Source organism: Kitasatospora sp. NPDC058170, from assembly GCF_042883905.1.
Classification (GTDB): Bacteria; Actinomycetota; Actinomycetes; order Streptomycetales; family Streptomycetaceae; genus Kitasatospora.
Genome location: NZ_JBHVUV010000005.1, coordinates 173,869 through 192,220 on the forward strand (window position 1 = coordinate 173,869; position 18,352 = coordinate 192,220).

The following is an 18,352-nucleotide window of genomic DNA, read 5'->3' on the forward strand; positions in this document are numbered from 1 at the left end:
GCGCGGCGGCGGTCACCCGGGCTCGGCGAGGGCGGCCCGCAGCCGCTCGGCGACCTCCGCCGCGCCCGCCTCGTCCGGGTACCGCCCGCGCGGCCAGAAGAAGCCGCGCAGCCCGTCCTTCGGGTTGCGCGGCACCACGTGGACGTGCAGGTGCGGCACCGACTGGCTGATCCGGTTGTTCGCCGCCACGAAGCTGCCCGCCGCGCCGAGCCCCCGCTCCACGGCGGCGGCCACCCGCTGCACCCGCAGGAAGAACGGGCCCACCTCCGCCGCCGGCAGGTCGGCGAGCGTGCGGTGGTGGGCCCGCGGGACGACCAGCACATGGCCGGGGAAGAGCGGCCGCCGGTCCAGGAACGCCACCGCCACCTCGTCGTCCAGCACCCGGTGGGCCGGTTCCCCGCCCGCCACCACCGCACAGAACACGCAGTCCATCCGCCCATTCAAGCCGCCGCCCGCCGCCCTGGCACGCCGTCGGCGCCGCTTCACCCGTCCGGCGGCGACCCGGGTGCGGGCGGGCGCCGGCGCGGGCCACCCCGCCCCGCGCGCACCCCGCGTGGTCACTCTCACTCGTACCGGTACAGCAGCGACTCCCGCTCGGTCTGCTCGATCATCTCCACGGTGAGCGACGGGTCCCGCAGATGCGAGAGGGTGATCTCGGCCGAGCTGGGCTGCTCGTCCTTGCCGAGCCAGTTCTCCGGCTTCCACGCCGAGCTGCGCAGGAACGCCTTCGGGCAGTGCGCGTAGACCTCCTCGACCGCCAGCACGATCGCACTGCGCGGCGGCTTGCCGACGGCCGTCAGCTGCTCCAGCAGCCGCGGGTCGGTGGAGACGCAGGCCCGCCCGTTGACCCGGAGGGTGGTGTCCCGGCCGGGCACCACGAAGATCAACCCGGCCCGACCCGTCTCGACGATGTTGTGCAGGGTGTCCAGCCGCTTGTTGCCGGTGGCGTCCGGAACGGCCAGCGTGTACTCGTCCAGCACCGACACCAGCCCCGCCGGCCCGCCGCGCGGCGACACGTCGCACCGCCCGGCGGCGTCGGCGCTGGCCACGAAGACCAGCGAGGAGCAGGCGATCAGCTGCCGTGCCACCTCGTGGATGTGGTCCACCTGCTTGCGGCGGGCGTGGTCGCCCGGCTGCTCGTAGATCTCCCGCAGGCTCGCGGCATCCCGGACGGCGCTCTCGCCGAGAGCCGCGAACAGGCTCCCGGGGGCGCCCGACGGGCTGGTTGACGGAACGGCAGTTTCCGATGTGCTGGTCATACCGGGAATCTAGCCGAGCGCCCTCCCGAGCCCTCCGGCCACTGTCCGGGAAAGCCCGGCCAGACCCTCCCCACCAGCGGTTTTCCGCCGATAATGGGGGCCAGGGACGCGCTTTCGCGGGAGGTGGCGGCCGTGATCATCAGGATCTGGGCCGGGCAGGTCATGGCCGGCCATATCGAGGAGTTCTGCGCGCTGCTCACCAGCCGGGTGATCCCCGAGCTCAGGCGAACGGACGGCTGTCTGGGCGGTGAGCTGATGCAGTCGGTGACCGACGACGGCCGCCGCGTGCTCGTGGTGAGCCGCTGGCGCGACGAGGCCGCCCTGCGCGGATACGCCGGGCCGATGTGGCGGATCCGCCCAGTCTGGTCGGAGGGCGAGCTCCGCTATCTCGCGCACCCGCCGGAGGTCACCCACTTCACACCCATCCCGACCGCCTGACGCGCGGCTTCCCGAGCGGCCTGTCCGGGCAGGCCCGCCCGATCCTGCCCCCCCCCCCCGCGCCGCCCCGGCCCCCGCCCCGCGCCGGTCGCCCTTCTTCCAGAGTGCGAGGAATGTTCGAGCCGGACAAGCCAACACCTGTAGTGCCGCACACAGATAGGTGCCGATGTGTGCCGATGCGGGAGGAGCGCCCGGGGTGCCGCGATCGCGCGGACCTCCGCCCACCGCATCGGCGACCGGGTCGCCGACCTGCGACGACGGCACCGCCGTGGCGGGCTGTGGCGTCGGATCCCCGAGTGCCGGTCGTGCCAAGGCGGGAGGCGACGGGGACGCGGCCGAGCGCACCCCGGCGCATTCCCGCCCGTCGCGTGAAACAGACCACAGCGGAAGCCTCTCCCTGGGCCTGTGCGGACCATGGCACAATGACGTCAGAAGTAGCAGTGACGTTCAGCGCACTCCGGGGTCGGTGAAAATCCGAACCGGCGGTTACAGTCCGCGACCCGTCCGCAGCCAGCGGCCGGTTGACCAGGTGAAATTCCTGGACCGACGGTTAAAGTCCGGATGGGAGGTGTGCGCGGCGGACGAAGAGCAGTGCCCGTGGTCCCCCGGTGGACCTCGGGAAGGTGTGCGACGGGAGGACTCCCTCCCGGCGGTCCGACACCCCGACTTCGGGGGGCCGGTCACCGCGACGACGGGCCCGCCCGGTCGGCTCGCGCACCCGTGCCCGTCCGTGTCCTCTCCCGTGCCGCCCCGGAGTCCGCGCCCCCAAGCGCGAGGAGAACCCGGGTGTTCACCGGCATCATCGAAGAGCTCGGCGAGGTCGTGTCGATCGAGGAGATCGGCGACTCCTCGCGAATCCGTCTGCGCGGCCCGGTGGTCTGTCAGGGCGCGCACCACGGCGACTCCATCGCGGTCAACGGCGTCTGCCTGACCGTTGTCGACACCCCCGAGCAACTGGCCGCGGACAGCGGTGAGTTCAGCGCGGACGTGATGGCCGAGACGCTGCACCGCTCCAGCCTCGGCGAACTCGCCCCCGGCTCCCGGGTCAACCTGGAGCGCGCGATGGCCCTGGGCGCACGGCTCGGCGGGCACCTCGTGCAGGGCCATGTCGACGCCACCGGAAAGCTGTTGGCCCGCGAGCCCGGCGAGCGGGACGCGGACGGCAACCTCCGCTGGGAGGTGCTGCGCTTCTCGCTGCCCGCCACCATCTCCCGCTACCTGGTGGAGAAGGGCTCGATCACCGTCGACGGCGTCAGCCTCACCGTGGTCGAGGCCGCCCTGGACAGCTTCACCGTCAGCCTCATCCCCGCCACCCTCGCGCTGACCACGCTCGGCGCCAAGTCGGCCGGCGAGAGCGTCAACCTCGAAGTGGACGTCCTCGCCAAGTACGTGGAGCGCCTGCTCGAATCCCGCACCCTCCCCACCACCATCGCCGGAGATCCCCAGTGAACTGGCTCAGCGGAATCGCTTTCACGGCCTTCGGCGAGCACGTGAAGTGGGCCGACATGATCGGCAACCTGCTCGGTCTGTCCGCCCTGGCGCTCGGCTGGCGCCGCTCGGTGTGGAGCTGGCCGCTCCAACTGCTCTCCGGCGCCGTGCTGATCACCGCGTACCTGAACGGCCATGTGCCGGGCCTGATCGGCAAGCAGCTGATCGTGGTCGCCACCGCGGCCTGGGGCTGGAACCAGTGGCAGCGCGGCCGCCGTGACACCGGCGGGATCGCCGTGCGCTTCGCCAGCTGGCCCGAGCGGGCCGTGCTGGTGGCCGGCACCGCCTTCGGCACCAGTGCGCTGGCCTGGCTGTTCCTGGCCAACCCCAGCCTGTCGTGGAGCCCGTGGTCGGACGCGTACATCTTCGTCGGCACGCTGGCGGCGATGGTCGCCCAGGCCCGCGGCTGGGTCGAGTTCTGGTTCGCCTGGGTCGCCGTCGACGTGGTCGGCGTCCCGCTGGCCTTCAACAGCGGCTACGCCTTCTCCGGCCTCACCTACTCCATCTACTTCGTCCTGGTGCTGCTCGGCCTGCGCTCCTGGTGGCTGAGCACCCGTGAGCCGCGCATCTCGTCCGCCACCGTCCCGCAGGGAGTCACGGCATGACCGCCAACCGGACCACGAACCAGAGCACGAATTACAGCGCGAACCAGAGCGCGAGCGAGACCGCGCAGCAGGCCACGCAGCAGGCCGCGAGCCGGGCCACCGGACCGGGCGACGGCCTCGACCTGGTGCTCGACCCCGTCGAGCGGGCCATCGCCGACATCGCGCTCGGCCGCGCCGTGATCGTGGTCGACGACGAGGACCGCGAGAACGAGGGCGACATCGTCTTCGCCGCCTCCGCCGCCACCCCCGAGCTGATGGCCTTCACCATCCGCTACAGCTCCGGCGTGATCTGCACCCCGATGACCGGCGACGAGCTGGACCGGCTCAAGCTGCCCCCGATGACCCAGGTCAACGAGGACCGCAAGGGCACCGCCTACGCCGTCTCGGTGGACGCCCGCGACGGCGTCGACACCGGCATCTCCGCCGCCGACCGCGCCCGCACCGTCCGCCTGCTCTCCTCCACCGGCACCGAGCCCGGCGACCTCACCCGCCCCGGGCACGTCTTCCCGCTGCGCGCCGTCGAGGGCGGCGTGCTGGTGCGCCCCGGCCACACCGAGGCCGCCGTCGACCTGGCCCGGCTCGCCGGGCTGGCGCCGGCCGGTGCCATCGCCGAGGTGGTCAACGACGACGGCACCATGGCCCGGCTGCCCGAGCTGGTCGCCTTCGCCCGCGAGCACGGCCTGGCGATCATCTCCATCGAGGACCTGATCGCCTACCGCCGCCGCACCGAGCTGCACGTCGACCGGGCGGCCGTCACCGCGCTGCCCACCGCGTACGGGGAGTTCACCGCGGTCGGCTACCGGGGCACCATCGACGGCGTCGAGCACCTGGCCCTGGTCGCCGGCGGCCTGGACGCCGACGGCCGGCTGCCCGACGGCGAGGACGTCCTCGTCCGGGTCCACTCCGAGTGCCTGACCGGTGACGTGTTCGGCTCGCTGCGCTGCGACTGCGGCCCGCAGCTCCAGGCCTCGCTGGAGAAGGTCGCCGCCGCCGGCCGCGGCGTCGTCCTCTACCTGCGCGGCCACGAGGGCCGCGGCATCGGCCTGGCCCACAAGCTGCGCGCCTACGAGCTGCAGGAGCAGGGCCGCGACACCGTCGACGCCAACCTCGACCTCGGACTGCCCGCCGACGCCCGGGACTACAGCATCGGCGCGCAGATGCTCGGCGACCTCGGCGTGCGCTCGCTGACCCTGCTCACCAACAACCCGGACAAGCTGGCCGCGCTCACCGAGCACGGCCTCAAGGTCAAGGGCCGCGAGCCGATCGAGACCCCGCCCGGCGAGCACAACCTGCGCTACCTGCGCACCAAGCGCGACCGGATGGGCCACGAGCTGCCCGGTCTCGGCCAGGACTCCTGAAGCACCCCACCCACGTACCGACCACCGAGAGGGAACAGCACATGAGCGGCCACGGAGCCCCCGAGCTGACCATCGACAACGCCGCCGGCCTGAAGGTCGCCGTGATCGCCGCCCAGTGGCACGACAAGGTGATGAACGGGCTGCTGGACGGCGCCCACCGGGCGCTCAAGGAGCTCGGCATCGACGAGCCCACCGTGCTCCGGGTGCCCGGCACCTTCGAGCTGCCGGTCGCCGCCAAGCGCCTCGCCGAGCGCGGCTACGACGCGGTGATCGCCCTCGGCGTCGTCATCCGCGGCGGCACCCCGCACTTCGACTACGTCTGCCAGGCGGCCACCTCCGGCCTCACCCAGGTCAGCGTCGACACCGGCGTCCCCGTCGGCTTCGGCGTGCTGACCTGCGACAACGAGCAGCAGGCGCTGGACCGCGCGGGCCTGCCCGGCTCCGCCGAGGACAAGGGCCACGAGGCCGTCACGGCGGCCGTCGCCACCGCCGCCGTGCTCCGCCGGATCGCCTGAGCACCGACCGCGAGCAGGCCCGCCCACTTCGGCGGTACGACCAGCACACCGGGATCCGGACCGTGGACGTCCATCGGACTGTCCACGGTCCGGGACTGTTTACCGCCCGTAAGCCCGCACGCCGTAAGGTGAGTCCATCATGGCTCTGAAGACATTCGAGGAGCTCTTCACCGAGCTCCAGCAGAAGGCCGCCACCGGCGACCCCTCGTCCTCCCGTACCGCGCAGCTCGTCCAGCAGGGCGTCCATGCGATCGGCAAGAAGGTTGTCGAGGAGGCCGCCGAGGTCTGGATGGCCGCCGAGTTCCAGTCGGACGAGCAGACCGCCGAGGAGATCTCCCAGCTCCTCTACCACCTTCAGGTGATGATGGTCGCCCGCGGGCTGACGCTCGAAGACGTTTACAAGTACCTCTGACCCGGCCGACGTGCCACTCCACTCCCCACCAGGTAAGGAACCGACCTCCATGCTGCGCATCGCCGTCCCCAACAAGGGTTCGCTCTCGGGTCCCGCGGCGGAGATGCTCCATGAGGCCGGCTACCGCCAGCGCAAGGACCCCAAGGAGCTCGTCCTCGTCGACCCGAACAACGAGGTCGAGTTCTTCTTCCTGCGTCCGCGCGACATCGCCGTCTACGTCGGCTCCGGCCGCCTGGACGTCGGGATCACCGGCCGCGACCTGCTGCTGGACTCGCACTCCAACGCCGAGGAGGTGCTGGCGCTCGGCTTCGGCGGCTCCACCTTCCGCTTCGCCCGCCCGGAGGGCGTGGAGGTCAAGGACGTCCAGGGCCTGGAGGGCCTGCGGATCGCCACCTCGTACACCGGACTGGTCGAGCAGCACCTCGCCGACCACGGTGTGAAGGCCACCGTCACCAAGCTGGACGGCGCGGTGGAGACCGCGGTGCAGCTGGGCGTCGCCGATGTGATCGCCGACGTGGTGGAGACCGGCACCAGCCTGCGCAACGCGGGCCTGGAGGTGTTCGGCGACCCGATCCTGGTCTCCGACGCCGTGGTGATCCGGCCGAAGGGCGCGGGGGAGGACGCGGGCGTCGACCAGTTCCTGCGCCGTCTGCAGGGCGTGCTGGTGGCCCGCCGCTACGTGCTGATGGACTACGACATCCGCGCCGAGCAGGTCGGCGCCGCCGTCGCGCTGACCCCGGGCCTGGAGTCGCCGACCGTCTCCCCGCTGCACACCGAGGGCTGGGTCGCGGTCCGTTCGATGGTGCTCCGCAAGGAGGCCCAGCGGATCATGGACGACCTGTGGAGCATCGGCGCCCGGGCCATCCTGGTGACCAACATCCACGCCTGCCGCCTCTGACACCGGCGACCCGGCTCCGGGCGCGGAGCTAAGCAGCGGTTCAATGGGGCGGGGACGCGCACAGCGTCCCCGCCCCTTTCCCTGGAAACCCCGCCGGTTCCCTGGCAACCCCCACCGGAGACCCACGTGTCCACCCCCGCCGAGTTCCCCGTCACCTGGGCCCCGCGCCGCACCCGGGCCGTGCTGCTGCCGGTCTGCGCGCTGCTGGTCGTGATGTTCGCCGTGATCGCCGTCGCGCTCCCGCAGAACTGGCAGCTCAACGACCGGATCATGATGGCCCTCAGCGGCGCGCTGTTCGCGGCGGCCGGCCTGATGCTGGCCCGGCCCCGGGTGAGCGCCGACGCGGACGGCATCACCGTGGTCAACTTCGTCCGCAGCCGCCGGCTGGCCTGGGAGGAGATCGTCCGGGTCAACTTCCGCCAGGGCGACCCGTGGGCGACGCTGGATCTCGCGGACGGCACCTCGCTGGCCGCCGTGGGCATCCAGTCCGGCGTCGGCAAGGCCCAGGCCATCGCGGACGCCCGCGCGCTGCGCGACCTGGTCGAGAGCCGCGGCCGGGCCTGAGCGCCCGGCCCGAGCGCCCGGCCCGAGCGCCCGGCCCGGGAGGTGGACCCGAACACAGGGCCCGACCGCCGGGCCCGAAGCCGCTCCGGGGCACCGACCGCAGCGCGGGTCCGAACAGGGATCCGACTCCCGCTCGGGGTATCGTCTACGCTGGAAAAAGCAGGGCAAAGGTTTCGCCCTGCCCGAAAACGCCTCCCGCCACCAACGCCTCCCGCTACGACCTGAGGAGTGACACACCCCCTCGATGGACGATCCGTCCGGTAGTACCTGCGCCGCCTCGCTTCCGCCCGCCGGAAGGCAGGCGGCACTGTGATCACCGCCTGGCTGCTGCTGTTCGCGGCGCTTCTGCTCATCCTCGCCAACGGCCTGTTCGTGGCCGCCGAGTTCGCCTTCGTGACCGTGGAGCGCGGTGCGGTGGACCGCGCCGCCAAGGCCGGTGACGCCAAGGCCCGCCGGGTCGCCAGGGCCCAGCGGCACCTCTCGTTCGAACTCTCCGGCGCCCAACTCGGCATCACCGTCACCTCGCTGGTGGTCGGCATGCTCGCCGAACCGGCGCTCTCCGTGCTGCTCAAGCCCGTGCTCACCGGCATCGGCCTGCCCGACGGCGCCGCCCGCGGTGTCGCCCTGATCGTCGGCATGGTGCTGGCCACCGTGGTGCAGATGGTGATCGGCGAGCTCGTCCCCAAGAACTGGGCGATCTCCCGGCCGCTCCAGGTGGCCCGCGCGGTCGCCGCCCCGCACATGGCGTTCTCCTTCGCCTGCCGGCCGCTGATCAGCTTCCTCAACGGCGCCGCCGACCGGACGGTCCGCGCCTTCGGCATCGAGCCGCAGGAGGAGCTGGGCCACGCCCGCACCCCCGCCGAGCTGGTCTCGCTGGCCCGGCACTCGGCCAAGGCCGGGGCGATAGACGAGGAGTCGGCCACGCTGTTCGTCCGGACCCTCGGCCTGGGCGATCTCACCGCCGAGTCGGTGATGACCCCCCGCGTCGACGTCTCCGCCCTGCAGAGCGACGCCAGCGCCGCCGACGTCCTCAACCTCACCCGGGCCACCGGCCTCTCCCGCTTCCCGGTCTACACCGACAGCCTGGACGAGGTCGCCGGCACCGTCACCCTCAAGGACGCGCTCGCCGTACCGCCCGCGCGGCGCGGCCTGGTCCGGGTCGCCGAGCTGGTCTCGCCGCCGCTGCTGGTGCCCGAGACCCTGCCCGCGGAGCGTCTGCTCGACCAGCTGCGCCGGCTCCAGCCGATGGCCATCGTGGTCGACGAGTACGGCGGCACCGCCGGCGTCGTCACCGTCGAGGACATCGTCGAGGAGATCGTCGGCGAGGTGCAGGACGAGCACGACCCCGCCGACACCCCGGAGCTGGTCCCGCTGCCGCCCGTCGACGGGCTGCCCGTCTGGGCCGCCGACGGCCGCGCCCGGACCGGCCAGCTGGAGTCGATCGGCCTGCACGCCCCCGACGGCCCCTACGAGACGCTGGCCGGCCTGGTCTCCGACCTGCTCGGCCGGCTGCCCGTCCCCGGGGAGCAGGCCGAACTGCCCGGCTGGCGCTTCACCGTGGAGGCCGTCGACCGCCATCGCACCAGCCGGGTGCGGATCGAGCGGACCGGCGAGCGCCACCGCTTCGGCCGTGACGACGAGGACGGGACCCGATGACCGCGCTCCAACTGGCCGTCGCCCTTCTGCTGCTGCTCGGCAACGCCTTCTTCGTCGGTGCGGAGTTCGCCGTGATCTCGGTGCGCCGCAGCCAGATCGAACCGCTCGCCGAGGCCGGCAACAAGCGTGCCCGCACCGTGCTGCACGCGCTCTCCAACGTCTCCGCGATGCTCGCCGCCGCCCAGCTCGGCATCACCGTCTGCTCGCTGGGCCTGGGCGCGCTCGCCGAGCCCACCATCGCGGGCCTGCTGGAGGGCCCGTTCCACGCGATCGGCGTCCCCGCCGGGCTGATGCACCCGCTCTCGTACGGGATCTCGCTCGCCGTGGTGGTCTTCCTGCACATGGTGATGGGCGAGATGGTGCCCAAGAACATGGCCCTGGCCGGACCGGAGAAGGCCGCGCTCTGGCTCGGCCCGCCGCTGGACCGCCTCGCCCGCTGGCTCGCGCCGGTGATCCGCTTCCTGAACGCCTTCGCCAACACGGTGCTGCGGCGGTTCAGGGTCGAGGGCAAGGACGAGGTGGAGTCGGTCTTCACCACCGAGCAGCTGATGTACCTGCTGGCCGACTCCCGGGACGCGGGCCTGCTCGACAAGGGCCGCCAGGAGCGCCTGGAGGACGCCCTGGAGCTGGGCCACCGCCCGGTCACCGACGTCCTGTTGAAGCCCGAGCAGCTGGTCACCGTCGACACCGGGGTGACCGCCGCGCAGGTCGAGGAGCTGGCGCTGCGCACCGGCTTCTCGCGCTTCCCGGTGACCGACGGCGACCCGGCCGGCCAGGGCTACCTCGGCTACCTGCACCTCAAGGACATCCTGGACGTGGAGGACCCGTCCGTACCCGTCCCGGCCCGCCACTGGCGCCCGATCACGGTGCTGCGCGGCACGCTCCCGCTGGACGACGCCCTCGGCGCGATGCGCAGGGCCGCCTGCCACCTGGCCGCCGTGCTGGACCAGGACGGGCGCACGCTCGGCGTGGTCATGCTGGAGGACGTGCTGGAGGAGCTGGTCGGCGAGGTGCACGACCCGGACCACCGCTCCGTGGCCTGAGGGGGGGGTCCGCGTTCGGCGAGGCGACGGCCCTGCGGGGCCGTCGCCGGTCGACGGCCGGCCGCCGCGGTCTCAGCCCCGGCCGTCGATCAGCTCCCCGTACGCCTGGACGACGTCCGGCAGGCGCAGCGTCGCCAGGTCCTCCCGGCCGGGCGGCCGGCGCAGCAGGGAGAGCCGCAGGTCGCGGTAGGCGCAGGACTTCTCGTACAGGGTGCGGATGAACCGCCCGTTGCCCAGCTCGTCGATCCAGCCCTCGCGGACCACGTGGGTGCAGATGCTGGCCAGCTCCTCGGCCGCGTCCTCGTCCCAGCCGTCGCCGTCCCGGTCCGCGAGGGCCGCGCCGATCGCGGTCAGCTCACCGGGGCGGTAGCTGGGGAAGTCCACCCGGGTGGTGAAGCGGGAGTTGAGGCCCGGGTTGGTGGCGAGCAGCCGGGTCATGCCCTCCGGGTAGCCGGCCAGGATCACCACCAGCCGGTCGCGGTTGTCCTCGGCCCGTTTCAGCAGGACCTGCAGGGCCTCGTCGCCGTAGGCATCGCCCTTGCTGTAGCCGGAGTTGGAGAGGCTGTAGGCCTCGTCGATGAAGAGCACGCCGTCCAGCGCGGAGTCGATCAGCTCGTTCGCCTTGACCGCGGTCTGGCCGAGGAACTCGCCGACCAGGTCGGCCCGCTGGGCCTCCACCAGGTGGTCGCCGGAGAGCAGGCCGAGGGCGTGGAAGACCCGGCCGAGGATCCGGGCCACCGTGGTCTTGCCCGTTCCCGAGGGGCCGGAGAAGACGAAGTGCCGCTTCGGCGGCTGCACCGGCAGGCCCTGTTCCTCCCGCAGCCGGGACATCCGTAACTGCGCGGAGAGCGCCCGGACCTGCCGCTTCACCGGCTCCAGTCCGACCATCCGGGAGAGTTCGGCCAGCGCGGCGTCCAACTCGCGGTCGTCGCCCGTGCGTTCGGCACCGTAACCGCCGAAGGTGCCGGGCGGCGCCTCACCCCGGGCGGGGACGGGCACGGGCGCCGCGGGGGCGGGCCCGTCCGGTGGGAGGGCCGAGCCGGCGCGCTCGCCGGCCGGCGGCGGGCCGCTCTCCTCGTCCACCGGTTCGGGGCCGCCGTCCGGTGCCTCGTCGGTGGATCTGTCCGCCTCCGGCGCCGGCTGCGGGTCGGCCCCGGGGCCCTCCTCGTCGGCGAACTCCGGGAAGCCGTACGGGTCCAGGTCGACATCCAGGTCGACGTCCACGTCCGGTCCGGCGGGGTCGTAGGGGTCCTCCGCCCCCGTCCCGGCCGACCGCCCGGCCTCCCGGCCGGTCCCGGCGGAGTCGAGCAGCGAGTCGACCACGCCGTCCTCGGCCGAGATCGCGGCCAGCCGGGCCGCGGTGTCCATGAAGGCCGGGTCGGCCCGGTGCACCGCCCGGTAGAGCGGCAGCGCGGCGGCGCTGCGCCCGGCCCCCTCGTAGGCGCGGCCGAGCCAGTAGCGCAGCTCCTTGCGCTGCGGCTGCTCGGAGCGGCAGCGGGCGAGCGAGGCCGCCAGCGGGGCCTGCGCCTGTGCGCACATGTCCAGTCGGACCCGGGCCATCCCGGCGAACAGCCCGGCCTCGATGCCGAGCAGCTGGTCGTCGAGCAGGCGGTCGGTGTCGCGGATCAACTGCTCCCAGTCCTTGAGCAGATAGGACCGGCAGGCGTGCAGGAAGCGCACCGACGGGTCCTGCTCGGCGGGCGGGCACTGCTCCAACGCCTGGTCCAGCCGGGCCAGGTGGCGCCCGTCCAGCCAGTGCGAGGCGTGTGCGAGGGCGAGGTCGCGGGAGTCCTCCAGGACGGGTTGGACCCACCACCCCAGCCAGTACCAGGAGCTGAGCGGCCGTCGGTGGATCCGGCGCTGCTCGCCGAAGCGCTTCTGGTGCCGGTACATGGCGAGCAGGGCGCCGGAGGTGTCGCTGCGCAGGGCGTGCAGGCCGAGCCAGGCGTCGGCCATTCCCGGGTCCAGCCGGACGGCCGTGCGGAACTCCTCCTCCGCGCGGGCGTAGGCGCCCGCCGTGTAGGCGTCCATGGCACGCAGCCAGGCCCGGTCGGCGAGCAGGTTCGGGGCCGGGCCGCCCGTCCGGCCGCCGCCCGCACCGCCGACCGCGCTGTCACCGTCCGCGTGGCCGCCGCCCGCGTCGTTGCTGTCGGAACTGTCCACCGTCGTCACTCACGCCCCCCGCGGTGTGCCTCGGGGCTCGGCCGGCGGGTCGGGTGCGCAGAGCCGGCCGGTGGTCGATAGCCCCCGGGGCGCAGATGCGCCTGCCTGGAATCGTACCGGCGCAGCGCTGATCCGGAAGGGTGCCGCGCCGGGTCAAATGCGATCGGGGGCGGGGCCGTTGGGCTCCCCGGGGGCGCCGGGGGAGGGCACGGGCGCACGGGGGTGGGAGAAGGGGGCGGCATCCCCGGCTCACGGGGGAACAAGCCGGGGATGCCGGGCCCGATGTTGCGCGATCAACAAATCGAGCAACTGATGAGAACCTAAGTCCTGGTGATACCGCAGGTCAAGGGCTTGTTGAAGGTTCACCGACGGTGCCCGGCGAGATCCGCCCGGTCACTCCGTCCACCGTCGTCCCGGCGTGCGGACGGCTCGGGTCGGCGGCGAAATGCGCCGATTCGGCCCGCGCCCAGCCCTCCCAGAACTCCGCGAGGGCCGGCCCGTCCCGCTCCTCGCCGCGTCGGCGGGCGGAGTCGGCGTCCAGCTCCATCCAGATCAGCCGGGCCAGCCACGGCCGAAGCTCGCGCCGCCCGGCGCCGACTCCCTCGACCAGCACCACCGGGGCGACCGGCACCGCCGCCGTCCCGGCGAACCGGCGCAGCGTCCAGTCGTACACCCGGTACCCGGCGTCCCGCCCGGCCGCCAGCGGCTCCAGCACCTGGGCGTGCAGCGGCCCGGGCCAGCCGAACGGCTCGGCGTGCGTGGCCAGGTCGTCCAGGTGGACGACCGGCGCCCCGCCCAGCGCCCCCGCCAGCCGGGCCGCGAACGTCGTCTTGCCCGAGCCCGCGTGCCCGTCCACCGCGACCAGCCGGACCGGTCCGCAGGACGGCGCCAGCGCGCGCAGCTCCCCGGCCAGCCGGGTCAGGCCGTCGGGGGCGGGCGCCGGAACAGCGGTTTCGGGGATTTCGGAAGCAGCCACAACGGCAACCCTACGGCGGTCCGTACTCCAGTACGGACAGTGATTCCATGCAGGTCGTGACGGCAGCGCCGTGATCGGGCATACTCGCTTCGCCGCACATGTGAACGGCCGTTCACCGTAACCCGGTGCCGGTCCGGCCGACCTGCCACACCCGCTCCGCGCCCGTCACACCGGGGTGCCGGAGCCTGATCGAGGAGGCGACCAACCGCCATGACCCCCGCCCCTGCGAAAGCCGTGGACCGCCAGCTGCCGAGCGAGGAGGCCCGCGAACTGCTGAGCCTCACCCGGGACCTCGTCCAGCGCGAGCTCCAGCCCCGCGCGGCGGAGGACGAGGACGCCGGACGCTTCCCGCGCGAGGTCTTCCGCACCCTCGGCGAGGCCGGCCTGCTCTCCCTGCCCTACGGCGAGCAGTACGGCGGCGGCGAGCAGCCCTACGAGGTCTACCTCCAGGTCCTGGAGGAGCTGGCGGCCGGCTGGCTGGCCATCGGCCTCGGCGTCAGCGTGCACACCCTCTCCTGCCACGCCCTGGCCACCTTCGGGACGGAGGAGCAGCGGGCCGACTGGCTGCCCGGCATGCTCTCCGGCGAGCAGCTGGGCGCCTACTGCCTCTCCGAGCCGCAGTCCGGCTCGGACGCCGCCGCCCTGCGCACCCGCGCGGACCTGGACGGCGAGGACTACGTGGTCAGCGGCACCAAGGCGTGGATCACCCACGGCGGCCAGGCCGACTTCTACAGCGCCCTGGTGCGCACCGGCGAGGAGGGCGCCCGCGGCATCAGCTGCCTGCTGGTCCCCGGCACCGTGGCCGGCCTCTCGGCGGCGCCGCCGGAGCACAAGATGGGGATGCGCTCCTCCCCGACGGCGCAGCTGCACTTCGACGGCGCCCGGGTGGCCCGCGAGCGGCTGATCGGCACCGAGGGCCAGGGCTTCCAGATCGCGCTCTCCGCGCTCGACTCCGGCCGCCTCGGCATCGCCGCCTGCGCGGTCGGCGTCGCCCAGGCCGCGCTCGACCTCGCCGTGGACTACGCGCGCACCCGCCGCCAGTTCGGCCGGCCGATCGCCGACTTCCAGGGCCTGTCGTTCCTGCTCGCCGACATGGCCACCCAGATCGAGGCCGGGCGCGCGCTCTACCTGTCCGCCGCGCGCCGCCGCGACGCCGGCCTGCCGTTCTCCAAGGAGGCGGCGATGGCCAAGCTGTTCTGCACCGACGCGGCGATGAGGGTCACCACCGACGCCGTCCAGGTGCTCGGCGGCTACGGCTACACCCAGGACTTCCCGGCCGAGCGCTACATGCGCGAGGCCAAGGTCCTGCAGATCGTCGAGGGCACCAACCAGATCCAGCGCCTGGTCATCGGCCGCCACCTCACCAAGGGCTGACAACGGCCCTCCCGCGAACGGCCTCCGGGCGTCACTCCAGGGTGCGGAGTGACGCCCGGAGGCATCTCGGGCCCGGGCCCGACGGCGAGCCGTCAGCCGAGCCGTCGCTCGTTCCGTCAGCGGCGCGCCAGCCGGCGGCGCTGCTCCGGGATCGCCGGGGCCGCCTCGACCCGCACCGGGCGGTGCGCCACCGCGTGCGAGAACGGCTGCGTGCGCCAGTCGAGTTCGGCCGGCAGCGTCAACAGCGCCTCCAGTCCGGGGGCCTGCGCGTCCTGCGCGTCCTCCACCTCCGCGAGGTCGTCCGCCGCAACGCCCGAACCCGGGCAGAGCGCGGGGGAGAAGGGGTGCCAGGCGGTCGGCAGCACCGCGTGCTGCGGCAGCCGCTCCTCGTCGCCGACCAGGGCGATCGGGCGGCGGCACTCGGGGCAGTGCACCCGGAAGATCTCCCAGGTGTCGCCCTCGCCCGGGTCGACCCCCGGAGCCGGGTCGTGGCCGACCGCGAGATCCTCGCGGCCGGTCGTATCGTGGGTGTCGTCGGCGCCCAGCGAACGCTCGTCAGTTGCAGGCATGGTGATCCCCCTTGGATCGGGCCCGGCGTGGTCGCCCGGGGCCACAACCAGCACTTCCCTGCGACGCGGACTCATAATCCTGCGGCCCGTTGCACTGTGATGCACCGGGTGTGTCCTTCGCCACATTCGTCCGGCATGTGCCCACCCGGCACGCCGCACCGCCTCCCGTGCCACCGCGTGCGCCCACCCGGGCGCCGCGCGCGCCCCCGACCGGGTAGGTTTGCGCCTTGTGGAGGATCTCGACCAGCGCATCGTTCAGCTGCTCCTTGAGGACGGCCGGATGAGCTACACGGACCTGGGCAAGGCCACCGGCCTGTCCACCTCGGCGGTGCACCAGCGCGTGCGCCGCCTCGAACAGCGAGGGGTGATCCGCGGCTACACCGCGATCATCGACCCCGACTCCGTCGACCTGGCCCTGACCGCGTTCATCTCGGTCAAGCCGTTCGACCCCAGCGCCCCGGACGACACACCGGAGCGGCTGGCCGGCCTGCCCGAGATCGAGGCCTGCCACAGCGTCGCGGGGGACGAGAACTACATCCTCAAGGTCCGCGTCGGCGCCCCCGGCGACCTGGAGGACCTGCTCGCCCGCATCCGCAGCGCGGCCGGCGTCTCCACCCGCACCACCGTGGTCCTCTCCACCCCCTACGAGGCGCGGCCCCCCAAGCTCTGAGCACGCCCCACGAGGTGCAGACCCGGGGTGCTCACCCGCTCATCCGACGACATCCGAAAGAAGCGCCCCAGCGCCATGACCGAACGCACCCTCCGGACCGTCCTGCTGCGCGGCGGCGCCGTCTACAGCCCCGCCGACCCCTTCGCCACCGCGATGCTCGTCGAGGGCGAACACATCGCCTGGGTCGGCAGCGACGGAGCCGCCGAGGCGTACGCCGACACCGTCGACGAGATCGTCGACCTGGACGGTGCGCTGGTCACCCCCGCCTTCGTCGACGCCCATGTGCACGCCACCTCCACCGGACTGGCGCTCACCGGCCTCGACCTCACCGGCAGCCCCTCGCTGGCCGCCGCACTCGACGCCGTCGCCGCCTTCGTCGCCGCCCGGCCGGAGCCCGACGGCGTCCTGATCGGCCACGGCTGGGACGAGACCGGCTGGCCCGAGGGACGCCCGCCCACGCTCGCCGAGCTCGACGCGGCCGCCCGCGGCGCCGCCGTGTACCTGTCCCGCACCGACGTGCACTCCGCGCTCGCCACCACCGCGCTGCGCGCCCTCACCGAGGGCCTCGCCGACCGGCCCGGCTTCCACCCCGAGGGCCCGCTGACCCGCGACGCCCACCACGCCGTACGGCGGACCGCGCTCGCCCACCTCACCCCCGAGCAGCGCCGCCGCGCCCAGCGCGCCGCCCTCGACCGCGCCGCCGAGCTCGGCATCGGCGCCCTGCACGAGTGCGCGGGACCGGAGATCTCCTCCGAGCAGGACCTGGCCGCCCTGCTGGCCCTGGCCGCCGACGGCGACGGGCCCGAAGTGTTCGGGTACTGGGGAGAGTTGGGCGGAGCGGGCCGCACCGGCGTGGAGACCGCTCGGCGGCTCGGCGCGGTGGGCGCCGGCGGCGACCTCTTCGTCGACGGCGCGCTCGGCTCGCACACCGCCTGCCTGCACGCCCCCTACGCCGACGCCGAGCACACCGGCACCTCCTACCTGAGCGCCGAGCAGGTCGCCGACCACGTCGCCGCCTGCACCGAGGCCGGCCTGCAGGCCGGCTTCCACGCCATCGGCGACGCCGCCGTCACCGCCGTCCTCGACGGCGTCCGGGCGGCCGGGGAGCGGGTCGGCGCCGACCGGGTCAGGGCGCTGCGCCACCGCGTCGAGCACGCCGAGGCGCTGGACGCGACGTCCATCGCCGCGTTCGCCGAACTCGGCCTGACCGCCTCCGTCCAGCCCGCCTTCGACGCCGCCTGGGGCGGCCCGGACGGCATGTACGTCCAGCGCCTGGGCACCGAGCGCGCCGCCGCCCTGAACCCCTTCGCCGCCCTGCTGCGGGCCGGCGTCCCGCTCGCCTTCGGCTCCGACGCCCCCGTCACCCCGCTCGACCCCTGGGGCACCGTCCGCGCCGCCGCGTTCCACCGGACGAGCGAGCACCGGATCTCCGTCCGCGCGGCCTTCACCGCCCACACCCGGGGCGGCTGGCGGGCGCTCGGCCGGGACCAGGACGGCGTCCTCGTCCCCGGCGCGATCGCCAGCTACGCGGTCTGGGCCGCCGAGGAGCTGGTCGTCCAGGCGCCCGACTCCCGGGTCGCCGGCTGGTCCACCGACCCGCGCTCCGGCACCCCCGGCCTGCCCGACCTCACCCCCGGCCGCCCGCTCCCGGCCTGCCTGCGCACCGTCGTCCGGGGCCGCACGGTCCACCTCGCCTGAGCGACACCCCGCCTGGCGGCACCCCGCCCGGCGGTACCCCGGTCCGAAAACCTGGTGAACGGCGTGCCGCCGGTGCGTAGGTTGACCGGCATGAACGATCACCCGCTGGTACCCGCCGACTTCACCGTCCCCCGCGAGCTCGTCGCCGAGGGGTTCCGCCTGGAGCCCCTCGGCGAGCAGCACAACACCTCCGACCTCCTGGCCTGGACGTCGAGCATCGACCACATCCACGCCACCCCGGGCTGGACGGGCACCTGGCCGCCCGGAGAGGGCATGTCCCCCGAGCAGAACCGCGCCGACCTGCGCCGCCACGCCGCCGACTTCGAGCACCGCCGCGGCTTCACCTACACCGTCCTGGACCCCTCCGACGGGGAGGTGATCGGCTGCGTCTACATCTACCCGGACAGCGAGCACCCGTCCGCCACGAAGGTCAGCTCCTGGGTCCGCGCGGACCGCGCCCACCTCGACGCCCCGCTGTACCGCGCCGTCGCCGGCTGGCTCGCCGAGGCCTGGCCGCTCCGGGAGGTCCGCTACACCCCGCGCTGACGCCGGCCGGTGGCGGGGACCGGAACCCGACCTCACGGTTGGGTGTCATTCCGGGGTACCTTCTTCGGACAGCGTCCGAACAGTCGCCCCGCGCCCGCGGGGACGGCACCCAGAGAGATG

The 18,352-nt window shown here is 73.7% G+C and carries 19 protein-coding genes and 1 riboswitch; of the genes, 14 read left to right on the forward strand and 5 right to left on the reverse strand.

Annotation, left to right across the window (positions count from 1 at the left end; genetic code table 11):
* Window positions 1–12: 12 nt before the first annotated feature.
* The gene (locus ACFVVX_RS08195; RefSeq protein ID WP_387942733.1) at window positions 13–432 is read right to left on the reverse strand and encodes an HIT family protein; all 420 of its coding nucleotides are present in this window, start codon (window positions 430–432) and stop codon (window positions 13–15) included.
* A 131-nt stretch (window positions 433–563) separates the two neighbouring features.
* The gene (locus ACFVVX_RS08200; protein WP_387942735.1) at window positions 564–1,259 is read right to left on the reverse strand and encodes an MSMEG_1061 family FMN-dependent PPOX-type flavoprotein; all 696 of its coding nucleotides are present in this window, start codon (window positions 1,257–1,259) and stop codon (window positions 564–566) included.
* Window positions 1,260–1,391: 132 nt separating this feature from the next.
* On the opposite strand from ACFVVX_RS08200, the gene ACFVVX_RS08205 reads away from it, so the two are divergent.
* From ACFVVX_RS08205 to ACFVVX_RS08250, 10 genes are all read left to right on the forward strand, one after another.
* Window positions 1,392–1,697: an antibiotic biosynthesis monooxygenase family protein gene (locus tag ACFVVX_RS08205; protein ID WP_387942737.1), complete on the forward strand. Its 306-nt coding sequence runs from the start codon at window positions 1,392–1,394 to the stop codon at window positions 1,695–1,697.
* A gap of 449 nt (window positions 1,698–2,146) precedes the next feature.
* Window positions 2,147–2,274, forward strand: a riboswitch (FMN riboswitch).
* A 209-nt stretch (window positions 2,275–2,483) separates the two neighbouring features.
* A complete protein-coding gene (locus ACFVVX_RS08210) occupies window positions 2,484–3,146 on the forward strand; it encodes a riboflavin synthase (protein ID WP_387942739.1) in 663 nt (220 codons plus the stop codon).
* On the forward strand, window positions 3,143–3,790 hold the full coding sequence (locus tag ACFVVX_RS08215; RefSeq protein WP_387942741.1) for a nicotinamide riboside transporter PnuC: 648 nt from the start codon (window positions 3,143–3,145) through the stop codon (window positions 3,788–3,790). Before ACFVVX_RS08210 ends, ACFVVX_RS08215 begins: the two co-directional genes overlap by 4 nt.
* A complete protein-coding gene (locus ACFVVX_RS08220) occupies window positions 3,787–5,148 on the forward strand; it encodes a bifunctional 3,4-dihydroxy-2-butanone-4-phosphate synthase/GTP cyclohydrolase II (RefSeq protein ID WP_387942743.1) in 1,362 nt (453 codons plus the stop codon). The genes ACFVVX_RS08215 and ACFVVX_RS08220 overlap by 4 nt, the downstream gene beginning before the upstream one ends.
* 41 nt (window positions 5,149–5,189) lie before the next feature.
* Window positions 5,190–5,663, forward strand: a complete 474-nt coding sequence (ribH, locus tag ACFVVX_RS08225; protein ID WP_387942745.1) for a 6,7-dimethyl-8-ribityllumazine synthase — start codon at window positions 5,190–5,192, stop codon at window positions 5,661–5,663.
* Between the two features lie 139 nt (window positions 5,664–5,802).
* A complete protein-coding gene (locus ACFVVX_RS08230) occupies window positions 5,803–6,075 on the forward strand; it encodes a phosphoribosyl-ATP diphosphatase (protein WP_387942747.1) in 273 nt (90 codons plus the stop codon).
* A gap of 49 nt (window positions 6,076–6,124) precedes the next feature.
* The gene (gene hisG / locus ACFVVX_RS08235) at window positions 6,125–6,973 is read left to right on the forward strand and encodes an ATP phosphoribosyltransferase (RefSeq protein WP_387942749.1); all 849 of its coding nucleotides are present in this window, start codon (window positions 6,125–6,127) and stop codon (window positions 6,971–6,973) included.
* Between the two features lie 126 nt (window positions 6,974–7,099).
* Window positions 7,100–7,537, forward strand: coding sequence for a PH domain-containing protein (locus ACFVVX_RS08240; RefSeq protein ID WP_387942751.1), 438 nt, complete (start codon window positions 7,100–7,102; stop codon window positions 7,535–7,537).
* A gap of 309 nt (window positions 7,538–7,846) precedes the next feature.
* Complete coding sequence (locus tag ACFVVX_RS08245) at window positions 7,847–9,193, forward strand: hemolysin family protein (RefSeq protein WP_387942753.1); 1,347 nt, start codon at window positions 7,847–7,849, stop codon at window positions 9,191–9,193.
* On the forward strand, window positions 9,190–10,236 hold the full coding sequence (locus tag ACFVVX_RS08250; protein ID WP_387942755.1) for a hemolysin family protein: 1,047 nt from the start codon (window positions 9,190–9,192) through the stop codon (window positions 10,234–10,236). Before ACFVVX_RS08245 ends, ACFVVX_RS08250 begins: the two co-directional genes overlap by 4 nt.
* Window positions 10,237–10,308: 72 nt before the next feature.
* Here the strand turns inward: ACFVVX_RS08250 and ACFVVX_RS08255 are convergent, their stop codons facing one another.
* Both ACFVVX_RS08255 and ACFVVX_RS08260 read right to left on the reverse strand, forming a co-directional pair.
* Entirely contained in the window at window positions 10,309–12,297 is a 1,989-nt protein-coding gene (locus tag ACFVVX_RS08255; protein ID WP_387942939.1) for an AAA family ATPase, read from the reverse strand.
* A 445-nt stretch (window positions 12,298–12,742) separates the two neighbouring features.
* The gene (locus ACFVVX_RS08260) at window positions 12,743–13,375 is read right to left on the reverse strand and encodes a uridine kinase (RefSeq protein WP_387942757.1); all 633 of its coding nucleotides are present in this window, start codon (window positions 13,373–13,375) and stop codon (window positions 12,743–12,745) included.
* Window positions 13,376–13,585: 210 nt separating this feature from the next.
* Here ACFVVX_RS08260 and ACFVVX_RS08265 point away from each other — a divergent pair, with 210 nt between their 5' ends.
* A complete protein-coding gene (locus tag ACFVVX_RS08265) occupies window positions 13,586–14,749 on the forward strand; it encodes an acyl-CoA dehydrogenase family protein (RefSeq protein ID WP_387942759.1) in 1,164 nt (387 codons plus the stop codon).
* 116 nt (window positions 14,750–14,865) lie between these two features.
* Here ACFVVX_RS08265 and ACFVVX_RS08270 read toward each other — a convergent pair whose 3' ends face one another.
* On the reverse strand, window positions 14,866–15,318 hold the full coding sequence (locus ACFVVX_RS08270; protein ID WP_387942761.1) for a hypothetical protein: 453 nt from the start codon (window positions 15,316–15,318) through the stop codon (window positions 14,866–14,868).
* Window positions 15,319–15,547: 229 nt separating this feature from the next.
* Between ACFVVX_RS08270 and ACFVVX_RS08275 the strand changes: the two genes are divergently transcribed.
* The 3 genes from ACFVVX_RS08275 (at window position 15,548) to ACFVVX_RS08285 (ending at window position 18,232) form a co-directional block, all read left to right on the forward strand.
* Window positions 15,548–15,988 carry an Lrp/AsnC family transcriptional regulator gene (locus tag ACFVVX_RS08275; protein ID WP_030243361.1) on the forward strand — a complete coding sequence of 147 codons (441 nt, stop codon included), beginning with the start codon at window positions 15,548–15,550 and terminating at the stop codon, window positions 15,986–15,988.
* A gap of 75 nt (window positions 15,989–16,063) precedes the next feature.
* The gene (locus ACFVVX_RS08280) at window positions 16,064–17,686 is read left to right on the forward strand and encodes an amidohydrolase (protein WP_387942763.1); all 1,623 of its coding nucleotides are present in this window, start codon (window positions 16,064–16,066) and stop codon (window positions 17,684–17,686) included.
* 90 nt (window positions 17,687–17,776) lie between these two features.
* Complete coding sequence (locus ACFVVX_RS08285) at window positions 17,777–18,232, forward strand: GNAT family N-acetyltransferase (RefSeq protein ID WP_387942765.1); 456 nt, start codon at window positions 17,777–17,779, stop codon at window positions 18,230–18,232.
* The last annotated feature ends 120 nt before the right edge of the window (window positions 18,233–18,352 follow it).

Bases quoted from the DNA above. Each gene is read 5' to 3' on its own strand.
- ACFVVX_RS08195 (WP_387942733.1), bottom strand. From the start codon at position 432: ATGGACTGCGTGTTCTGTGCGGTGGTGGCGGGCGGGGAACCGGCCCAC.
- ACFVVX_RS08200 (WP_387942735.1), bottom strand. From the start codon at position 1,259: ATGACCAGCACATCGGAAACTGCCGTTCCGTCAACCAGCCCGTCGGGC.
- ACFVVX_RS08220 (WP_387942743.1), top strand. From the start codon at position 3,787: ATGACCGCCAACCGGACCACGAACCAGAGCACGAATTACAGCGCGAAC.
- ribH (WP_387942745.1), top strand. From the start codon at position 5,190: ATGAGCGGCCACGGAGCCCCCGAGCTGACCATCGACAACGCCGCCGGC.
- ACFVVX_RS08230 (WP_387942747.1), top strand. From the start codon at position 5,803: ATGGCTCTGAAGACATTCGAGGAGCTCTTCACCGAGCTCCAGCAGAAG.
- hisG (WP_387942749.1), top strand. From the start codon at position 6,125: ATGCTGCGCATCGCCGTCCCCAACAAGGGTTCGCTCTCGGGTCCCGCG.
- ACFVVX_RS08250 (WP_387942755.1), top strand. From the start codon at position 9,190: ATGACCGCGCTCCAACTGGCCGTCGCCCTTCTGCTGCTGCTCGGCAAC.
- ACFVVX_RS08265 (WP_387942759.1), top strand. From the start codon at position 13,586: ATGACCCCCGCCCCTGCGAAAGCCGTGGACCGCCAGCTGCCGAGCGAG.
- ACFVVX_RS08270 (WP_387942761.1), bottom strand. From the start codon at position 15,318: ATGCCTGCAACTGACGAGCGTTCGCTGGGCGCCGACGACACCCACGAT.
- ACFVVX_RS08280 (WP_387942763.1), top strand. From the start codon at position 16,064: ATGACCGAACGCACCCTCCGGACCGTCCTGCTGCGCGGCGGCGCCGTC.
- ACFVVX_RS08285 (WP_387942765.1), top strand. From the start codon at position 17,777: ATGAACGATCACCCGCTGGTACCCGCCGACTTCACCGTCCCCCGCGAG.